This is a genomic window from Rahnella perminowiae (assembly GCF_019049755.1).
In the GTDB taxonomy this organism is placed as follows: domain Bacteria; phylum Pseudomonadota; class Gammaproteobacteria; order Enterobacterales; family Enterobacteriaceae; genus Rahnella; species Rahnella perminowiae.
This window is the reverse complement of record NZ_JAFMOS010000546.1, coordinates 1-17299: the sequence shown is the minus strand read 5'-3', so window position 1 is coordinate 17299 and position 17299 is coordinate 1. Positions and strand designations below refer to the sequence as shown.

Genomic DNA, 17299 nt, shown 5'->3' with positions numbered 1-17299 from the left:
GAATTCAATGAAGGCAATTATTGAAGGAATAAACGTCCAGCAGAAGATGAGGTATAAGAATCCTTGCCCGATTTTACCCAGATAAAACTTATGAACACCAAAACCACCCAGGAAGAAAGCCAACAAAGCTGCAGCAACCCTGCTTTTAGTTCCCTGAGGATTAACGTTTTGAGTTGCTCCACAATGAGGGCATGATTTAGCCGACTCATGGATCTCCTTTCCGCATCCTCTACAAAAAACCATAGATCCCATTTCTATTTCCTTACATGTTATTATTCGGACTAATCTTACCCGTAATTATCATTAAGAAAAAGAGAATGATGATGCCTCAGCGAGAAGGGGATGCGTTCTGCCAGCTTACCGCGCGGGCAATGAATGGTCTTCAATACGCTTTATTATCAATAAATAATGCCGCAAACTCCACGGGCTGCAGCGTTTTTATGTCAAAACTACCTTCCATGCACATCAGCCATAAGCCACTTTGTGATTGATATGGTAAAAGGTCGCGGTGGCAGATTAGCAAATTTTTAAAACGGCCACTAAAAAGGGCGCATTCCGCACCCTGATATCAATTTCTATATTCTGTGCGACGATCTCACCGTCCGCTGAATACGTTTACGGGTCTTGGGATCAAAATACCGGCTTGGCCAGATGGTGCTTGGGTGTATTTCCAGTGCCTGGGCAATCAGGAGCTCGCCTTTCGGCCAGGGTCTTGAAAGTGCGTTAGACAGCGTCGAGGAACTCAGACCGGCAGCACGGGAAACGGCGGCCAGCGTGGTGCCTTTCTTACGCAATGCGGCAATGATATCAGCCTGATGCCAGTCGTGATTATTCATGACGGGTTACTCCTGTTTTTGACAGCGCAGGAACAGCAGGGCAGAAGGGCAGAAACGTAGGGGTATGTGATAGTTTCATGTTTTGAATCTCTAACGTGTGGATATAAACCACCGACAGAGCTGCGAAACTCTTATTGGTGGAAGCTCAGACAGGGTTCGCAGTACCGGCGAACGTTAGAAACCCGGCCAACCCGAAGGTTGCCCTGCCTGAGCCACCATTGAATGTACAAACACGATATCTCTGCGTTTGACAGGTACAGGAAGGCTCAACACATAATTATGACATATGTGTTTCTAACGTGGTATTCAGGCTGCGAAACCCGGCAGCGGATTTTGCCGCGGCGCACGCACTATAGCGTAATTGAGTGAGCTAAACCAACGGGTTAACTGCGGAAATGACGGGTGCTTTCCAGAGAAATTTCGGGCGTTGCAGCGGGTTACATGATTGACCCAGATGTAATTCGGTTTCATGCCAGGAGGTTGCAGAAATCCCCATCCGCCGAAAGGTGGGTGGGGGATTATTAATGTCTAAACGCCGCATGCACACGGCATTTTTATAGCGCCCTTCCATACACATCAGCCATAAGCCACTTTGTGATTGATATGGTAAAAGGTCGCGGTGGCAGCCATGACGTGTTGCTGCTCTTTACCTGGTTTGTGCGATTCCACATGGGTAATGTGGTAGCCGACGGCACCGGCATCCAGCGCTTTTTTAACAAATGCGTTATTGAGTTCTTCCATGGAGGTAGCCCAGGACACCGTGGTCACACCGACGGCCTGCAGCGAGGCAATCTCGCGATGTGATAACCCCGGGCGGACCAAAACAGGCTTAACCGCTTTGGGTGAGAATATAGACAAGACATCATTCACTAAGCCTTTCATGGATTTACTCCTCATCAGGTCATTTTTCTAAATCGGATCTTGAGTTGCACCGTTAATGAATAAAGAGGTTAACGCACCTGAAATATTCAGCGGGCATTGCTAATAAATACCTTTTCATGTAATGACCTTTAGCTTTAATTGCTAATTCTTTGTTAATTAATCTCCTGCCACAATTAACGCGAAAGTAAAAGAGGATATTTTCACCTGGTTACAGGTTAGGTGTTTTTGAAATGAGTACAAAAAGGGGCACATGTCACCCCCCATGTCTGCGGAATGTGCACTTCACTTTTCATCCACGGTTCTGTGACACGCGGTCAGGATGTTAACGGGGAGATTCTCTATGCATTCCGGTCGAACTGCTCTTATCGCCGTCATTTCGAAAGCTGGTTTGCGGATGATGGCGCTGCACCGGGGAAAATTTACGAAATGGAGTCCTATCACGGCATGCTGGCTTGTGTGATAGCCGGAGGCGGTCTGGCGCTGATGCCACGTAGTATGCTGGAAAGTATGCCGGGCAGCAGCACGGTGAGCATCTGGCCGCTGGCCGATAATTATCGTTTTTGACCACATGGCTGATATGGCGACGCGGCGTGTTAACCCGCAATCTGACAGAATTTGCGGCTCTGGCCCGTCAGCTGACGGTTAACCTTCCGCAACCTGCAAAATAATCTGCCAGTCCAGCGCGAGTTTCAGTACCACGCACGCCGCGCAAACAACAAAAATTGTCTTAAACATGGAGTCAATAAAATCCCTATGTGATGTAAATCACATTTTAATGGGCCGCAGCATAAACTTCATTTCATTTTTTGTGCAGAAAATGCTTTTTGGCGGTTTCGGCAGGGAGTTAGGGTTTATGGCAAGGCGTTATTTAGCGCTATGAATAAGCCAGGTACTGAGGGCCGCGCCAAAAGAAAAGAAATGACCCTGTTTGTACATAATAGCACCGCATGTTATTCACGCAGCGATACTATTATAAAGAGGGGAAAATTTAGCTTAACAATTTTTTTCTGCTTATTTTGGGCTGCTCAGGGAGGTTTGTGCGGGGAGATTTATTAATCCATCATCTGTTCTTATAAAATAATGCATTAAAATTCAATAAACCGAAGCGACTCACACAGGAATTGTGTAATAAGGTGTAATATTATCCTGACGCAATTGATATCATTATTTGTTTGTGTAGAATCAGAGTGACTAATTTAATGAAACGCCTCTAAAGTGAGCACATCATGGACAATGCATTAAACGTTTTGAATAATATCCGTACACTTCGGGCTCAGGCTCGCGAAATGCCTTTGAGTACCCTGGAAGAAATCCTTGAAAAACTGACCGCCATTGTGGAAGAAACTCGCGAAAATGCAAAAGCGCGCAGTGCACAGCAACAAGAGCGCGACGAAAAATTACTGAAATATCGCGAAATGCTGGCAAACGACGGCATCGCGATTGATGATCTTCTGGGTCATCAGAGTGCGAAAATCACCACCAAAGCCAAACGCAAGCCACGTCCTGCTCTTTATGAGTACACCGACACTGACGGTTCTAAAAAAACCTGGACTGGTCAGGGCCGTACACCTTCTGCCATCAAAGCAGCACTGGATGCTGGCGCTACACTGGAAAGTTTCCTGATCGCGCGCTAACCGAACGGTTGATGTGCTGAGTTTCTTCTGCCCTGCTTTTTAGCCGGGCAGGAAATGCGGTTCACTGTCAGTTTTTATTTTCTTATTTCCTCTCTTAAACGTTTCACTGTTCTGTTTTTTTCCCCTTTCATTGCTATCCCGCATTGTTCTTAATGTAAGCTTAAGTCTTGGGAAGTAAGGTTAACGTATCTTCGTTTACCGGAACTTCTATGCGTAGCCGATACTCCTCTGTGCAAATTGTGATTCACTGGCTGGTGCTGGTTTTAGTCGTTTTTACTTATACTACGATGGATATCAAGGGGGCGTTCGCCAGGGGCTCTCAGGTACGCGAACTATTAACACTGACGCATTACAGTCTGGGTTTTTGCGTATTATTTCTGATGTGTGTACGGGTGTTTGTGCGTGCAATGTATAGCACGCCGCCTGTTAAACCTGCGCCACCCCGCTGGCAACATAATCTTGCGGTGCTAACGCACACGGTGATTTATCTGATGTTTATCGGATTACCCGTACTGGGTATTTTATCGAAATATTACGCCGGTCATGACTGGACAATGTTTAACATCATGATGCCAAAAAGTGTTTTCCCGGATATGGAATTGCAAAGGCAGCTTAAAACAGTGCATATGTGGCTGGCCAATACGGGTTATTACCTGATTGGTTTACACGCTCTGGCGGCGCTCTGGCATCATTATCGTCTGCGTGACAATACACTGGTGCGGATGCTACCGGGGAGAAAATAGCGCAGGGAATGGCGGACATGAAAAACCGTTACGAGATGTTAAGTCAGACGATGTGATTAAAGTGACACGCCGGGCAGAAAGGGGATTCGGTGTCAGGGAACAATTGTCTGCGTATGAAAGCGGCGGTATTCTAAAACCCCTCTAATCAAAAGGATATTGAAATGGATACGACTGAAGAGCTGAGCGGAACGTACTTTTATCACGGGCATGCCAATCTGAGTAACCAAGAGTTATTTGGTCTAATTTTTATTGAAAGCTTATCAAACCACCTTGGGTTGGATACTACGGCTACAGTTCTCATTATTACAGGGCAGCCTTACATTCCGGTTCCGGGCAAGATGGTAACTGCAATACCGGGAACCAGCGTAGCGTCAAAGCTATCGAGGGCCCTTTTAAAGCAAGCCAAACTGCCCTTTGGCCTTAGAGCGTGGACGCCGGTTGGTAAGTCGTTCAATACCTTGACTATGCGAAAAACCACGAAATGGGCTGCACTGATAGATATGTCCCCTTTGTTGGATATGCAATGGCAGTCATATTAATTCAGCAGGTGGCCGCCGAAACCAGATCAAAATATAATTTAATAGCACGTCCAGAAGATCGTATTGCATGGACGTACTTTTAATGGAAGAAAAAGTCTTATTAATGTTCCGCGAGGAAATACCTGGTTACTACGATTTCGATTTGAAAAGGGAAGTGCCGCTTGAGTTTGATACAGAGCTACAAGATTTTGCTCCGGGTGATGATTTCGTATATGCCCTCGAAGCCTATGAAAAAACCTTTAAAGTGGATCTGTCAGTTGTAAATTGGTCCTTCTACTTTCCTTGGGAAAACCTTCCGTTTTTCACTCGCTGGTTTAAGGTTAAGCGTAAGGACATAGAAAAGACCAGAAAGCCCTTAACGGTAAGAATGTTCGCAGAATCGGCGAAGGCGGGTAAATGGCTTTATGACTAAGGGGCTTTTGCCCCTTTTTAATCATGCAGTTTGGCGATCATTCCACGAGTCAGCAAATATGATGTTCCCATCATTATGCTTCCAGGTAATTTTCTCGTAGCGTAAATCAACGCTCTCAAGATGGCCCGTGCCGGGACAGTTGCGGGTATCGTGCATCATAGGAGAAACGGAAATCACCTTCACCACTTCCAGGTGGTTCCGCTTTTCCCCGTACTGAGATTTGACGTCATACATGATCGGCCCCGCGCCCATTTCCCCGAGCTTTCAAACAGTCCAGAATTGATCACCTCCCCACATGATGGCGGTTTTTTTGTTTTAATGGATGACAGATTGTCTGCGCCATAGATAAGGCAATGTGTGGCAGCTTGAGCATTTCTGCTCTTGGTGCATTTTGGGGGCAATCGTAGGAGTGATGCTGCGCAATAATGGGAAATCACAGATTTTGAATACGCCCGTTCTGCATGTAAAAAATGCGCGAACAGGCGGATGGTAATTAGTTTAATTCTCGGTTTTTCTGATACACACAAAGGTGTGTATACGCCGCCTGTAACAGCGGAATATTTATCCCCACACGCGTCGCGCGCCCGACCAAATCACCAATAATCTGGTCGGCTTCAATCGGATATCCCTGCGTCATATCGCGGTACATGGAAGAGGTTTGTGGCGAGTTTTTATCAGTGACCGCTTCCCTGACTTTTGCCACGGCCGCCGCGCGTTCCGCGTAGCCAAAGGCTTTCATGGTGGTCAGTGCCTCGGTGACAATAGCCTGCGCGAACTCTGTTCCGCCGGGTGCAGAAGCCACCTGGCCGATGTTTCCGCGCATGGTGCAGGTGATCGCGCCAAAGCTCGACAGCAGCAGCCACTTTTCCCACAAATCGCTGATAATGGTTTCAGAAAGCACCGCGTCGATACCCGCACTCTGGAATGCCTGATCGACTTTCAGAATACGTTCGGTTTTTTCGCCGGAGAGTTCGCCATAAATAATCTGGTGCAAAGGCGTCATCTGATGAATATGTCCTTCAGCATCCAGCGTCGCGTTGATCTTGCACAGACCACCGATTAACGCATGTTCACCGAAACGCAGACTCAGTGTCTCCATATGTTTCATCCCGTTAAGTACCGGCATGACCATCGTATTTTCACCCACTACCGGTGCGATATCTTTCATTGCGGCTTCCAGTCCGAAGCTTTTTACTGTCAGCAAAATCAGATCATACGGGCCGGTCAGCTGAGAGGCCTGTATTACATTGGGCTGCACATGGAAATCACCGTGCGGGCTGTGGATCGTGAGCCCGTCCTGTTGTACCGCGTGCGCGCGTTTTTCACGTAAAAGAAATGTCACGTCCTGCCCGGCCTGCGCCAGCCGTGCCCCGAAATATCCGCCGGTCGCACCAGCGCCCACGACTAAAATCCGCATTTTTTTCCCCATCGTTCAAGACATTCAGAAATCAACCAGTGGGTTTTAAACTACGGGAAGAGGGCAACAGGAAGCAAGAGGGGATGATGTATTAAAAGCACACCGGTTGCTGATGGCGGGACTGGTTGATGCACCCGGACAATTGCGCAGCGGCGATGTGGGCGTTTATCGAGATAATCAGCTTATTCATAAAGACGCCTTTATTACCATTCCAATACTGGCTGAAAAAATGATACTCAGTCGCAGATCTATCGAACGTAATAATAAACGACTTCAGGATAGCCATCGGATTGAAAGGGCGGGGCCAACCAAGAAAGAATTCTGGAAAATACTGTGACTCCCCGCCCGCCGCCAGGGAGCCATAACAGAGGATATAACCGGGTTATTTCCCCCGCGCCAGAATCTTGCGGTAAAGCACCGGCAGTGAAATCACCACGATCAACATCGCACCGACAATCACTGACATCACAATCCCCGGCACATTCAGCAGGCTGAGGCCGAATGTCAGCAGTCCCATCAGGAACGCGGCAATAATCACGCCGGTCATGCTGCCGGAACCGCCGAGTACACTGACACCACCGAGTACAGCCATGGTAATCACGCTCAGCTCCCAGCCGAGCGCCAGTGTCGGTCGCGTACTGCCGAGGCGCGATGTCAGCAGAACTGCCGCCAGCCCGGACATCACGCCCACCAGCACGAACAACGTCAGGTTGTGTCGCTTGACGTTGATACCGGAATACCAGGCGGCAACCGGATTATTACCGATTGCATAAGTGCGGCGGCCAAAGTTAGTTTTGTGCAGCAGGAAATAAAATACCGCGCCCAGTACCAGGAACAACGCGAATTCAAACGACAACGGCCCCCAGACATAACCCTGACCAAACCACGCAAAACTGGCGGGATATTTATTCAGCGACTGATCACCCAGCAGTACATAGGTAATACCACGGAACAGACTCATGGTCCCGATGGTAATCACGATAGAAGACAGATTCAGCCGTGTCACCAGCAGTCCGTTGATCAGCCCGCACAATAAACCCACGCTGAGCCCCACACCCACCAGCGCCGGTGTGGGTAAACCAGCCTGAGCGCAGAATCCCATGATGGTGGAACTCAGCGCCATGGTGGAAGCGACCGACAGGTCGATCTCGCGGGCGATAATCAGCATCGCCATGGGGAGCACAATGATGGCTTTTTCGGTGAAGTTAAATGTTGCGTCCGACAGGTTCCATATATTGAGGAAATAGGGTGAGGCGAACGCATTCACCACAAACACCAGCAGCGTCACCAGCAGTAAAAAACCTTCCCAGCACATCAGGCGGCGGAAAAACGGCGTGACGGCCATGGTGGTTTTTTCGCCGGAGGAGGAATGTGGCGTGTTGCGTGACGTTAAGGTTTTGTTCATGAGCTTACCCCGGTTTCAGTTCGCACAGGCCGGACGGCAGGCGAGTGGCGCAGAATCAGCCGTCCTTTACGTTTATTGGCACGTTCATTGAGGATGACGGCAATCACAATCACGCCGCCGGAAATCGCCATCTGCCAGAACGGCGACACTTCAATCACCGGCAGGGCATTGTTGATGACGCCGAGGAATAGTGCGCCCAGCAGGCAACCGATCACCGAACCGATACCCCCCATGGTGCTGATTCCGCCAATAACGCATGCCGCGACAATTTGTAATTCAAAACCGTTGGCGACATCCACGTAAGCCACGGCAAAGCGTGAGATCCACAGATAGCCGCAGAAACCCGCCAGCGCACCGGAGAGACAGAAGCTGACGAATTGCATTTTGCCCGCGTTGATGCCGGTGTAATACGCTGCGGTGGCATTGCCGCCAGCTGTGTATAGCGCACGTCCGGTACGGCTGTAACGCAGAAAATATGCCACCAGAATCAGTGCGGCAATCGCACACCAGCCCAGTAGCGGCAGGCCGATAAAGGTGGTGCGTGGCAGACTGAGAAAGTCAGGGCTCATCTGGTGAGCGTTGATCCAGCCACCGTTGGAGAGCAGAAAGATAATGCCGCGATAAATGCTCATGGTTCCGAGCGTTACCACAATCGGCGGAATACCGACTTTCCACACCAGCAGACCATTAATCGCGCCCATCACCAGTCCCAGAACAGTGGCCAGTAACACCAGTGACCACACCGGGATATCCGGATGGTGGAAGTTAATCAGTGCGACGATCATACCGGTCAGCGCCAGATTGGCGGCCATCGATAAATCGATACCTTTGGTCAGCAACACCATCATCTGCCCGAGCGCGAGGATGATTAAAATCGAGGTGTCGTTAAACATCTCAAGCAGGTTTCCGGCACCGACAAACTCCGGCGAACGCGCGCCGACGCTGAGCACCATCAGCACTATCACCACCGCCAGCAACAGCTCGCGATATTTCAGCAGGTTTCTGATCATGCTGCCTCCTCGCCCGCGCCGCTGGCCGCGCTGACAATCCTTTCTGCGGTGGCTTCGCCGGCATTGAATTCTGCGACCATCAGCCCTTCATGCATGACGATAATGCGATCGGCCATGCCCATGACTTCCGGTAATTCGGAAGACACCATAATTACCGCCAGCCCGCGCCCGACCAGCTCAGACATAAACTGATGTACCGCCGCTTTCGATCCGATATCAATGCCCTTTGTTGGCTCATCGAGAATGATGATATCCGGTTTGGTCGCCAGCCATTTCGCGATGACCACCTTTTGCTGATTACCGCCGGACAGCGTGCCCACGGCCTGTTTCCAGCTGGACGCTTTCACCTGCAACCGTCTGGCGTAATCATCGGCCAGCGCCCACTCTTTTTTATCATTGAGGACGCCGCGCGGATTAAGCTGGCTGAGTTGCGGCAAACTGATATTCTGGCTGATCGGCAAATCAATGATCGCTCCCTGTTTCTGCCTTTCTTCCGGCACGTACACAATCCCGGCGCGGATGGCCTGCGACGGGCGGGAGAAATGCTGTTCTTTGCCGTTGATGAGGATTTTTCCGCCGTTTGGCTGTGTGACACCAAACAGCGCCTGCATCAGCTCGGTACGTCCCGCCCCCACCAGCCCGTAAAAGCCGAGGATTTCGCCTTTGCGCAGCGAGAAATTAATGCCCGCAAATTCGGTCGGATGGCTCAGGTTTTGCACTTCAAGCACGGTTTCCCCAGGCTCGCAGTTCACTTTCGGGTATGCCTGACTGACTTCACGGCCCACCATCATGGTCACCATCTGCTGCTCGCTGATGTCACTGATTTTGCCGGAGCCGACATAGCTGCCATCGCGCAAAACGGTGTAGTAATCGGAGAGGGTGAAAATCTCGTCGAACTTATGTGAGATAAACAAAATAGCTTTACCCTCATGTTTCAGGCGTTCGACAATCTGATAAAACTCAATAATTTCGTGCTGAGAAAGGGCGGCGGTGGGTTCGTCGAGAATCACCACCTGGGCATCAAACGACAGTGCGCGGGCGATCGCCACCATGTGGCGTTGCGCGATACTCAGTTCTTTGAGGATAGCGTGAGGGTCAATATTTACTTCAAGTCGCGTCAGGATATCACGCGCCTGCTGATGCATCGCCTGCCAGTTCAGACGCTTGAAAATGCCGTGATAAAGATAGTGGCCGACAAAGATATTCTCGGTGACAGAAAGTTCGTCAAACAGTACGGTTTCCTGATGGATAGCGGTGATGCCAACTTTGTGGGCGGATTCGGGATTCGGCAGTTTTATCGGAATAGCTTTATAGTGCAACTCCCCTTCCTCCGGCTGATAAATGCCGGTCATGACTTTCACCAGCGTTGATTTTCCCGCGCCGTTTTCGCCAATCAGGGCGGTTACTTTACCCGGATACAAATCCACGTGAACGTTATTTAACGCCCTGACACCCGGAAAGACTTTGCTGATGCCCTGCAATGACAACAGCGGTGTCGCTGAATCACTCATGTTGTTTCCCCAGTCTGACTAAGTACAACAAAACGGCTGACCGGTAATCCGGCCAGCCGCGTTCAGGATCAGAAGATTTTAGAGAATTTATCGATATTACTGGCGTCGTAGACAAAAGGTTCAGCCATTGCACCGCTGCCGTCTGCATCAAGTTTCACTTTACCTAAACGGCCCATGCTGGCTTCCGTCTTAGTGGCGGTGCCTTTCACCAAATCATCAGCCAGATAGGTGGCGGCGTAACCCAGATCTATCGGGTTCCAGATGGCAAAACTTTTCGTTGCACCGGATTTCACTGCGCCTGCCATTTCAGACGGCAGCCCGAGTCCTGTTACGTAAACCTTACCGATTTTGCCCTGATCTTTGACCGCCTGCGCCGCTGCCACGATACCCACGGATGAAGGGGAAATAATCACTTTCAGATCCGGATAGGATTTCAACAGACCAATGGTTTCGCGGTAGCTTTTATCTGACAAATCATCACCATAAGCGACGGTCACCAGATTCACCGAAGGGTATTTCGGCAGCACTTTTTTCATTTCCGCAATCCACAGATTCTGGTTGGTGGAGGTAGGGGTTGCGCTCAGGATCGCGACATCACCTTTCTCCACATTCAGCGCTTTCAGCGCGTCGGCAGCCAGTTTGACGTTGGTTTCGCCAATCAATGCATTGTTGGAGGGATTGAGATGGATTTGGCGGCCATCTTTGGCGACACCGGAATCCCAGGACACCACTTTAATGCCGCGCTGCATGGCTTTTTTCAGCACCGGCACCAGTGCATCGGGGTCATTGGCCGAGACGGCGATGGCGTCGACGCCCTGCGCAATCAGGCCATTTAGCACTTCGATTTGCGCTTCGGCGGTGGTCGTTGTCGGGCCGGTATAGATTACTTTTACATCACCCAGTTCTTTGGCAGCCTGCTGAGCGCCGACGTTTGCTGCTTCAAAAAAACCGTTGCCCAGCGACTTTGCCACCAGTGCAATTTTCACTTCTGCCGATGCCGCGCCTGCCAGCAGAATACTGCCCGCCATCAGGGTGAGGCTCAGTACGTGTTTTAATTTCATTGTTTGTACTCCGCATAAAGTTTAACGACTAAAAAATTGCCGACGCGCCAGGCGCATGATCACGACTCTAGGAGGTTGCTGACAGGCTCACCTTTCCGCGAGTGCCAGTTCAGCGCGAACTATGGCAAAGATGCAAAGGTTTAAGCGAACAACCTCACAATTTGATAACAATCTTGTTTCGGTCATGCCAAACGGTCAGAAAAACACACATTACCGGTCTTAGAAAACCGCACTGAAATTGGGCATAAAGCTACGCAGGGTGCCGGATTGCAAAGGATTTAATAAGGAAGGGAATGTTTTGTTCAAAAGCGGCTGGCGGATCACAGTTTCAACCCGATGGACACTCCGGCGCCGACTAAGATATTACGATAATGTTAATAAGGAGTCGGAAATGACCGTGTTACGCAGTAGTGAGTATTTTCTCTCAGGAGATTTCCCGGTCGCTATTGAACCCCGTTATCCGCAGGAAACCTTTCCTGAACATCATCATCAGGATTTCAATGAAATTGTGCTGGTTGAGCATGGCACCGGCACGCACGTTTTTAATGATCAGCCGCTGATCCTGAGTTCGGGCAGTGTGTGTTTTGTACGCCACTGCGACCATCATCTCTATGAAGATACCGACCACCTGCATCTGACCAACGTGCTGTATCGCAGCCCGAATGCGTTTCGTTTTCTCAACGGCGTCGGTGATTTACTGCCGCAGGAAGTGGACGGGGTCTATCCTGCGCACTGGCGCATCAGTCCGAATCAGATAATCCAGGCTAAAATGCTGATTGATTTGCTGGCGCGATCCCCTGCTATGCAATCTCCGCAATCGCAGGCGCAGCAGGAATTATATTTTATGCAGCTGTTATTGTTACTGCGCAAAGGCAGCCGTGAGGTGGGTTATCGCGGGCAGGGCGGTGATCTGAACAATCTGCTGGACTGGTTGAATGAGCATTACAACGAGGACGTCGACTGGCCTGAACTGGCTGCGCGGTTCTCAATGTCGCTGCGCACCTTGCATCGCCAGATGAAACAGCAAACCGGCTGCACACCGCTCAATTACCTCAACCGCCTGCGTCTGCTCAATGCGCGTAACATGCTGCGTTTCAGCGACAGCCCGATAACCGAGATTGCGCACAATTGCGGTTTCTGTGATAGCAATTATTTCTCCACATTGTTTAAACGCGAATTTGGTTATGCCCCCCGAAGTGTGCGCCAGTAGCCCCGTAATTTGCAAAAATGTTATGTCAGTCAGTCCGACCATGACATTTTTGCCATTTCTTAAAATTAAATGGCAACCACGGAAAGGTAATGACTCCCCGGATAGAACAGGCTGTTAAAACTTCACAAAAAAGAGCTTTTTTATTAACAATTCGTTCATCACCTCTATCCGTATTTGGAGACGCTACATGAGCACAGTTCAGAAACGTATGTACATCAACGGCGAGTTCGTCGAAAACACGGGCGGTAAATGGATTGACGTTGTGAATCCGGCGACAGAACGCGTGATTTCGCAGATCCCCGAAGGGTCGGCTGAAGATGCTAAAAAAGCCATTGATGCGGCCGAAGCGGCGCAACCGGGCTGGGAAGCCTTGCCTGCAGTAGAACGCGGCGTGTGGCTGCATAAAATCGCCGACGGTATCCGTGAGCGCGAAGCCGAACTGACTGAAACCATTATTGCGGAGGGCGGTAAAACCTACGGCCTGGCGCAAACCGAAGTGCTGTTCACCGCCGATTATCTTGACTACATGGCGGAATGGGCCCGTCGCTATGAAGGGGAAATCATTCAGAGCGACCGGCCAAATGAAAACATCTTTGTGTTCCGCAAAGCCATCGGCGTGACCACCGGTATTTTGCCGTGGAACTTCCCGTTCTTCCTGATCGCCCGTAAAGCAGCACCGGCGCTGATCACGGGTAACACCATCGTGATCAAACCGAGTGAAATCACGCCAAACAATGCGGTGATCTTCGCGGAAATTATTCACAAAATTGGTCTGCCAAAAGGTGTGCTGAATATTGTCACCGGCTACGGTCCGACAGTCGGGCAGGAACTGGCGGCGAATCCGAAAGTCGGCATGGTCAGCCTGACCGGCAGCGTAGCAGCAGGCATCGCCACCATGACCGCAGCGGCGCAGAATGTCACCAAAGTCTCGCTGGAACTGGGCGGCAAAGCCCCGGCTATCGTAATGAATGACGCAGACTTGGATCTGGCGGTGAAAGCCATCGTCAGTTCGCGCGTCATCAATACCGGGCAGGTGTGTAACTGCGCGGAACGCGTTTACGTGCAGGAAGGGGTGTATGACGAATTTATTTCCCGCATCAGCGAAGCGATGAAGAAAGTCACATTCGGCAATACCGCTGAGCAAAAAGAGCTGGATATGGGGCCATTGATCAGCGGTGCAGCATTGCAGCGTGTGGAAGAAAAAGTGGCGAAAGCCGTGTCACAGGGCGCAAAAGTATTGCTGGGTGGAAAGCGTCATGGTGATAAAGGTTTCTTCTATCAGCCGACAGTGCTGGTGGATGTAAAGCAGGATATGCCGATTATGCATGAAGAAGTGTTTGGCCCTGTACTGCCGGTTGCCACGTTCAAAACGCTGGATGAGGCGATTGCCATGGCAAACGACAGTGAATACGGGCTGACGTCATCGATTTACACCAGCAACATCAATACGGCGATGAAGGCGCTTAAGCAGCTGAAATTTGGCGAAACGTACATCAACCGCGAAAACTTCGAAGCCATGCAGGGCTTCCACGCGGGCTGGCGTAAGTCGGGTGTCGGTGGCGCCGACGGAAAACACGGTTTGCAGGAATATCTGCAAACACATGTTGCATACCTGCAGTTCCATTAATGAACACACTGTGGCCGGAGCAGGGTAACCTCTCTCTCCGGCTGGCTGACTTTCATCTGACAAGGAAACCCCGTGAGCCGCAATGATTTCCTGACCGGCATTCGTCAGCATAAATTTATGCAAATGCTGTTCCCGTCGCCCGCTGAAAAATCTACTCCGTCAGAAGAATTTGGCCGTGCGCTGACCCTGATGGGGGGGATTTGGGATGACACTTTCCTGCGGACGTCGCCACACGGTTATATGACCCTCAACGCCTATCTGCGCGGGTTATATCCGGCAGATTCTCTGTTTTGTTCCGCTACGCCGGAGATTATCGCAGAGAGGAATCTTGACGCCCGGATGCAGGCCGCATCGCTGAAAGATGTCGATGTCGGCGTGGTCCGTGCCTGTTTTGGTGTCGCAGAAACCGGCGCTGTATTTCTCAGTGATCCGCAACTTTGTGTGAATTCCCTCAGTGCGATGGCTAAAAATCTGGTGGTGCTGCTCGACATTAATCACATCATCGAACACCTGCACCTTGCCCACCGCCAGCCGCAGCCATTCAACGCCCGCTACGCGATCCTGGTCACCGGCCCGGCGGCGATGGCCGACAGCGAAAGTGCGCTGATGCTCGGCGCGAAAGGTGTCAAAAGCCTGCGGGTGATCGCGATTTAAGTCAGAAAATCCACGGATCCTGCTGTACTCACCTCGCGTAAAATAACTCCTGTAAATAAAATAAATCCTATCTGATACAATGAGTAAACAGGTGCACAACGGGCGTGTCCTGACTTTTACGGCAAGTGAGTGCGTTAACCATGAGCGTGATACAGAGCCTTATCAAACAAGCATTTGGAACCGGTAACGGCAACGAAGCGGCCACTTTCCTGGCCAGCGCGTGCAACCGGATGAAGGCCATGGATAAAATGACCATTGCCCGTGAAGTAGAGAGCGCACTCAGAGGCGTCAGTTTCAGCCGCGCCGAGTCAGAGAAAACAAAAGTAAAAACTGTTTACAAAGACACCGCCGTCACGCTCGAAAAACTCCTTTCACTGGAAAAACAGGTCCGCAGCCTGACACATGAACTGGCCGTTGCACGCAACCAAACACATGGCGGCAATACAGAAGACGTTGAGCGGATGAAAGGGGAATTATCACGTCTTAATACGCGAATCAGCGAACTGCTGCGCCAGGCCGATATACAGAAAAAGCAGCACGCCGATGAACTGACCTTGTTGCGCTCACGCCAGCGGGCGACTGGCAATTCAAACTCCGCAGAACTGGATGCCGCAAACCGGCTGATTGCTTATACCGGCAGTCAGATGGCTGCGATGGCGGCAGCGCGCGATACGCTGCAACAGCGTTTAAGCCGGCTGGAAACCGAGTCGGAACGCCAGATGCGTGAGGAAGAGGATAAACGCCACGCTGCTAACCGTCGTGCCGACGGGAATTACGCCCTGCTCGGGCAACAGAAAGAACTGACGGCTGAGGCGAACCGTAAAATCACACAGCTTCGTGCCAGTCTGAAACTCGAAGAGTATGAAGGGCAGAGTGCGAAAAACGAAAAGGCAAAACTGAAGAAGCAAATCGCGGATCTGGAAGAGGAAAACAGCTGTCTGGCCGAGCGTTTGCGTGATAACGAAGAAGACTGTGAGCGTCTCAGCGACGCGCTTGACCGGACAAATCAGGAATTTGCCGCCTACAAGGCGCAAAAGGAACGCCTGAACCGCTGGATCCACGTACCGGGTGCCATGATGGGGATTTCCGTCGTGGCACTGGTATTGTATTCAGATGCCCAACCCGGACATCTGTTTGACAGCCTCGCCCCCGCTGCATTTCTGGGCTGTGTGGTCTATGCCCTATCCCTGATGATCGCGTTTACCCGCAGGGCGTAGAGGAGCGAGTTTCCTGCCTTTACTTCACCGCCCCTGTTGCCGCCTGCTCAATCAGTGCGGCCACTTCTTTTGGATGTGATTCATAAACCGAATGGCTGGCACCGGCGATTTCGACGGTGTGGCTGTGCGCGCGTTTGGCGTACATACGTTCTAAATCAGGATTAATGATCTTGTCGGACTTCGCCACCATGTACCAGCTTGGTTTCACTTTCCATGCCGGATCAGGAATGTTTGCCGTGAATACGCTGGCGGACGTCAGCATCTGTGCCTGCGCTTCAAATTCAGCCTGTTTGCGCGGCAGGTCTGCGGCGAAATCAGACGGGAAATTGGCCGGATTGATGTACAGGAAACCGTCCGGCGTTTTCACAAACGGATGCGCAGAGTTCGGGTATTTCTTGCCGTTAATCGCTTCCGTTTCACCGTTATCCAGCGCATGTGCTGCGATGTAAACCAGCCCCGCGACGTGCGTATCATTCCCTGCTTCCGTAATGATAGCGCCGCCGTAGCTGTGACCGACCAGGATCGCCGGACCGTTTTGCCTGTCCAGAATACGTTTGGTGGCGGCGACGTCATCCGGGAAAGACGTCAGTGGCTCCTGCACCAGTGTCACTTTATAGCCGTCATGCGTCAGGATGTCGTACACCGGACGCCAGCCTGAACCGCCGACAAACGCGCCGTGAACCAGCACAATATTTTTCACCGGCGCAGCGTTGGCTGCCTGAGAACCGAACGCCGCTGTGGCGGCAAACAACAATGTTGAAACTAAACGTAAACGCATGGCATGACCTCTTTTACTGTGATCAGAAATGAAACTCAGTGTGTGAGGCCACTTTGAGCGCGGTGCTCTGACAGAGGAATGACGTGCGGATGACAAAAACGTCATAAAGCCGCAGAAGCCGCAGGCCCCGAAAGGCGCTGTGAAAACGTTTCCCCGGCATTATTTGCGGGTATTTTAGGCGTGGCGGGAATTTTCCATTTTATATGTTTTGTAAAGAGGTCGGGTTTCATTATGCGAAACGGATCGTCTGAAAAAACGGCGATCAATATGTCGCCGTCTTAAAAGAATGGTCTATATTTATTCTGTAGCCTGCATTTTCGCGTGGGTTTCGAAAGACGAAGCGGAATTAGCCCACTGAAAGTC

16 protein-coding genes and 4 pseudogenes are annotated in these 17299 nt (G+C 50.8%); 10 read left to right on the top strand and 10 right to left on the bottom strand.

All coding sequences use genetic code 11. The features are described 5' to 3' along the window. The 3 genes from J1785_RS13380 to J1785_RS13365 form a co-directional block, all read right to left on the bottom strand. A partial coding sequence (locus J1785_RS13380; protein ID WP_217219552.1) for a TM2 domain-containing protein occupies positions 1 to 252 on the bottom strand: 252 nt, incomplete at its 3' end. A 323-nt stretch (positions 253 to 575) separates the two neighbouring features. Further along, positions 576 to 836, bottom strand: a complete 261-nt coding sequence (locus tag J1785_RS13375) for a helix-turn-helix domain-containing protein (RefSeq protein ID WP_217219551.1) — start codon at positions 834 to 836, stop codon at positions 576 to 578. A 576-nt stretch (positions 837 to 1412) separates the two neighbouring features. Further along, the gene (locus tag J1785_RS13365; protein WP_129953370.1) at positions 1413 to 1718 is read right to left on the bottom strand and encodes a YdgH/BhsA/McbA family protein; all 306 of its coding nucleotides are present in this window, start codon (positions 1716 to 1718) and stop codon (positions 1413 to 1415) included. A 294-nt stretch (positions 1719 to 2012) separates the two neighbouring features. Between J1785_RS13365 and J1785_RS13360 the strand changes: the two are divergent. From J1785_RS13360 to J1785_RS13340, 5 genes and pseudogenes are all read left to right on the top strand, one after another. Further along, positions 2013 to 2386, top strand: a pseudogene (locus J1785_RS13360) (LysR substrate-binding domain-containing protein); the annotation flags it as partial. Between the two features lie 558 nt (positions 2387 to 2944). Next, positions 2945 to 3352: an H-NS family histone-like protein gene (locus J1785_RS13355; protein WP_217219549.1), complete on the top strand. Its 408-nt coding sequence runs from the start codon at positions 2945 to 2947 to the stop codon at positions 3350 to 3352. 209 nt (positions 3353 to 3561) lie between these two features. Beyond that, positions 3562 to 4095 (top strand): cytochrome b561, encoded by a 534-nt coding sequence (cybB, locus tag J1785_RS13350; RefSeq protein ID WP_129953368.1) that lies wholly within the window; start codon positions 3562 to 3564, stop codon positions 4093 to 4095. 161 nt (positions 4096 to 4256) lie between these two features. Beyond that, positions 4257 to 4717, top strand: a pseudogene (locus J1785_RS13345) (STM2901 family protein). Continuing rightward, the gene (locus J1785_RS13340; protein WP_129953367.1) at positions 4702 to 5046 is read left to right on the top strand and encodes a DUF1493 family protein; all 345 of its coding nucleotides are present in this window, start codon (positions 4702 to 4704) and stop codon (positions 5044 to 5046) included. The pseudogene J1785_RS13345 and the gene J1785_RS13340 overlap by 16 nt, the downstream one beginning before the upstream one ends. A gap of 21 nt (positions 5047 to 5067) precedes the next feature. On the opposite strand, the pseudogene J1785_RS13335 reads toward J1785_RS13340, so the two are convergent. Further along, positions 5068 to 5238: pseudogene (locus J1785_RS13335) on the bottom strand (type VI secretion system tube protein Hcp); the annotation flags it as partial. Positions 5239 to 5539: 301 nt separating this feature from the next. Next, a complete protein-coding gene (panE, locus tag J1785_RS13330) occupies positions 5540 to 6463 on the bottom strand; it encodes a 2-dehydropantoate 2-reductase (RefSeq protein ID WP_217138789.1) in 924 nt (307 codons plus the stop codon). Between the two features lie 82 nt (positions 6464 to 6545). On the opposite strand from panE, the pseudogene J1785_RS13325 reads away from it, so the two are divergent. Beyond that, positions 6546 to 6653 (top strand): annotated as a pseudogene (locus J1785_RS13325) (Fic family protein); the annotation flags it as partial. A gap of 192 nt (positions 6654 to 6845) precedes the next feature. Here J1785_RS13325 and J1785_RS13320 read toward each other — a convergent pair. From J1785_RS13320 to rhaS (J1785_RS13305), 4 genes are all read right to left on the bottom strand, one after another. Continuing rightward, positions 6846 to 7808: an ABC transporter permease gene (locus J1785_RS13320; RefSeq protein WP_217219553.1), complete on the bottom strand. Its 963-nt coding sequence runs from the start codon at positions 7806 to 7808 to the stop codon at positions 6846 to 6848. A 56-nt stretch (positions 7809 to 7864) separates the two neighbouring features. Next, positions 7865 to 8878 carry an ABC transporter permease gene (locus J1785_RS13315; protein ID WP_129953365.1) on the bottom strand — a complete coding sequence of 338 codons (1014 nt, stop codon included), beginning with the start codon at positions 8876 to 8878 and terminating at the stop codon, positions 7865 to 7867. Then, positions 8875 to 10389: a sugar ABC transporter ATP-binding protein gene (locus tag J1785_RS13310; RefSeq protein ID WP_129953364.1), complete on the bottom strand. Its 1515-nt coding sequence runs from the start codon at positions 10387 to 10389 to the stop codon at positions 8875 to 8877. The genes J1785_RS13315 and J1785_RS13310 overlap by 4 nt, the downstream gene beginning before the upstream one ends. Positions 10390 to 10457: 68 nt before the next feature. After that, positions 10458 to 11450 (bottom strand): rhamnose ABC transporter substrate-binding protein, encoded by a 993-nt coding sequence (rhaS, locus tag J1785_RS13305; RefSeq protein WP_129953363.1) that lies wholly within the window; start codon positions 11448 to 11450, stop codon positions 10458 to 10460. 391 nt (positions 11451 to 11841) lie between these two features. Between rhaS (J1785_RS13305) and rhaS (J1785_RS13300) the strand changes: the two genes are divergently transcribed. The 4 genes from rhaS (J1785_RS13300) to J1785_RS13285 all read left to right on the top strand — a co-directional run bounded on the left by rhaS (J1785_RS13300) (position 11842) and on the right by J1785_RS13285 (position 16158). After that, positions 11842 to 12660 carry an HTH-type transcriptional activator RhaS gene (rhaS, locus tag J1785_RS13300; RefSeq protein WP_129953362.1) on the top strand — a complete coding sequence of 273 codons (819 nt, stop codon included), beginning with the start codon at positions 11842 to 11844 and terminating at the stop codon, positions 12658 to 12660. 187 nt (positions 12661 to 12847) lie between these two features. Beyond that, positions 12848 to 14287: an aldehyde dehydrogenase gene (aldA, locus tag J1785_RS13295; protein ID WP_217157937.1), complete on the top strand. Its 1440-nt coding sequence runs from the start codon at positions 12848 to 12850 to the stop codon at positions 14285 to 14287. 72 nt (positions 14288 to 14359) lie between these two features. Continuing rightward, the gene (locus tag J1785_RS13290; protein ID WP_217219548.1) at positions 14360 to 14941 is read left to right on the top strand and encodes an LUD domain-containing protein; all 582 of its coding nucleotides are present in this window, start codon (positions 14360 to 14362) and stop codon (positions 14939 to 14941) included. A gap of 140 nt (positions 14942 to 15081) precedes the next feature. After that, a complete protein-coding gene (locus tag J1785_RS13285) occupies positions 15082 to 16158 on the top strand; it encodes a hypothetical protein (protein ID WP_217219547.1) in 1077 nt (358 codons plus the stop codon). A gap of 19 nt (positions 16159 to 16177) precedes the next feature. On the opposite strand, the gene J1785_RS13280 is transcribed toward J1785_RS13285, so the two are convergent. Beyond that, entirely contained in the window at positions 16178 to 16936 is a 759-nt protein-coding gene (locus J1785_RS13280; protein WP_217219546.1) for an alpha/beta hydrolase, read from the bottom strand. Between the last annotated feature and the right edge of the window lie 363 nt (positions 16937 to 17299).

Coding starts and splice junctions, on each gene's coding strand:
- J1785_RS13280 (WP_217219546.1), bottom strand. CDS start 16,936: ATGCGTTTACGTTTAGTTTCAACATTGTTGTTTGCCGCCACAGCGGCG.
- aldA (WP_217157937.1), top strand. CDS start 12,848: ATGAGCACAGTTCAGAAACGTATGTACATCAACGGCGAGTTCGTCGAA.
- rhaS (WP_129953362.1), top strand. CDS start 11,842: ATGACCGTGTTACGCAGTAGTGAGTATTTTCTCTCAGGAGATTTCCCG.
- cybB (WP_129953368.1), top strand. CDS start 3,562: ATGCGTAGCCGATACTCCTCTGTGCAAATTGTGATTCACTGGCTGGTG.
- rhaS (WP_129953363.1), bottom strand. CDS start 11,450: ATGAAATTAAAACACGTACTGAGCCTCACCCTGATGGCGGGCAGTATT.
- J1785_RS13320 (WP_217219553.1), bottom strand. CDS start 7,808: ATGGCCGTCACGCCGTTTTTCCGCCGCCTGATGTGCTGGGAAGGTTTT.
- J1785_RS13310 (WP_129953364.1), bottom strand. CDS start 10,389: ATGAGTGATTCAGCGACACCGCTGTTGTCATTGCAGGGCATCAGCAAA.
- J1785_RS13285 (WP_217219547.1), top strand. CDS start 15,082: ATGAGCGTGATACAGAGCCTTATCAAACAAGCATTTGGAACCGGTAAC.
- panE (WP_217138789.1), bottom strand. CDS start 6,463: ATGCGGATTTTAGTCGTGGGCGCTGGTGCGACCGGCGGATATTTCGGG.
- J1785_RS13355 (WP_217219549.1), top strand. CDS start 2,945: ATGGACAATGCATTAAACGTTTTGAATAATATCCGTACACTTCGGGCT.
- J1785_RS13365 (WP_129953370.1), bottom strand. CDS start 1,718: ATGAAAGGCTTAGTGAATGATGTCTTGTCTATATTCTCACCCAAAGCG.
- J1785_RS13340 (WP_129953367.1), top strand. CDS start 4,702: ATGGACGTACTTTTAATGGAAGAAAAAGTCTTATTAATGTTCCGCGAG.
- J1785_RS13375 (WP_217219551.1), bottom strand. CDS start 836: ATGAATAATCACGACTGGCATCAGGCTGATATCATTGCCGCATTGCGT.
- J1785_RS13315 (WP_129953365.1), bottom strand. CDS start 8,878: ATGATCAGAAACCTGCTGAAATATCGCGAGCTGTTGCTGGCGGTGGTG.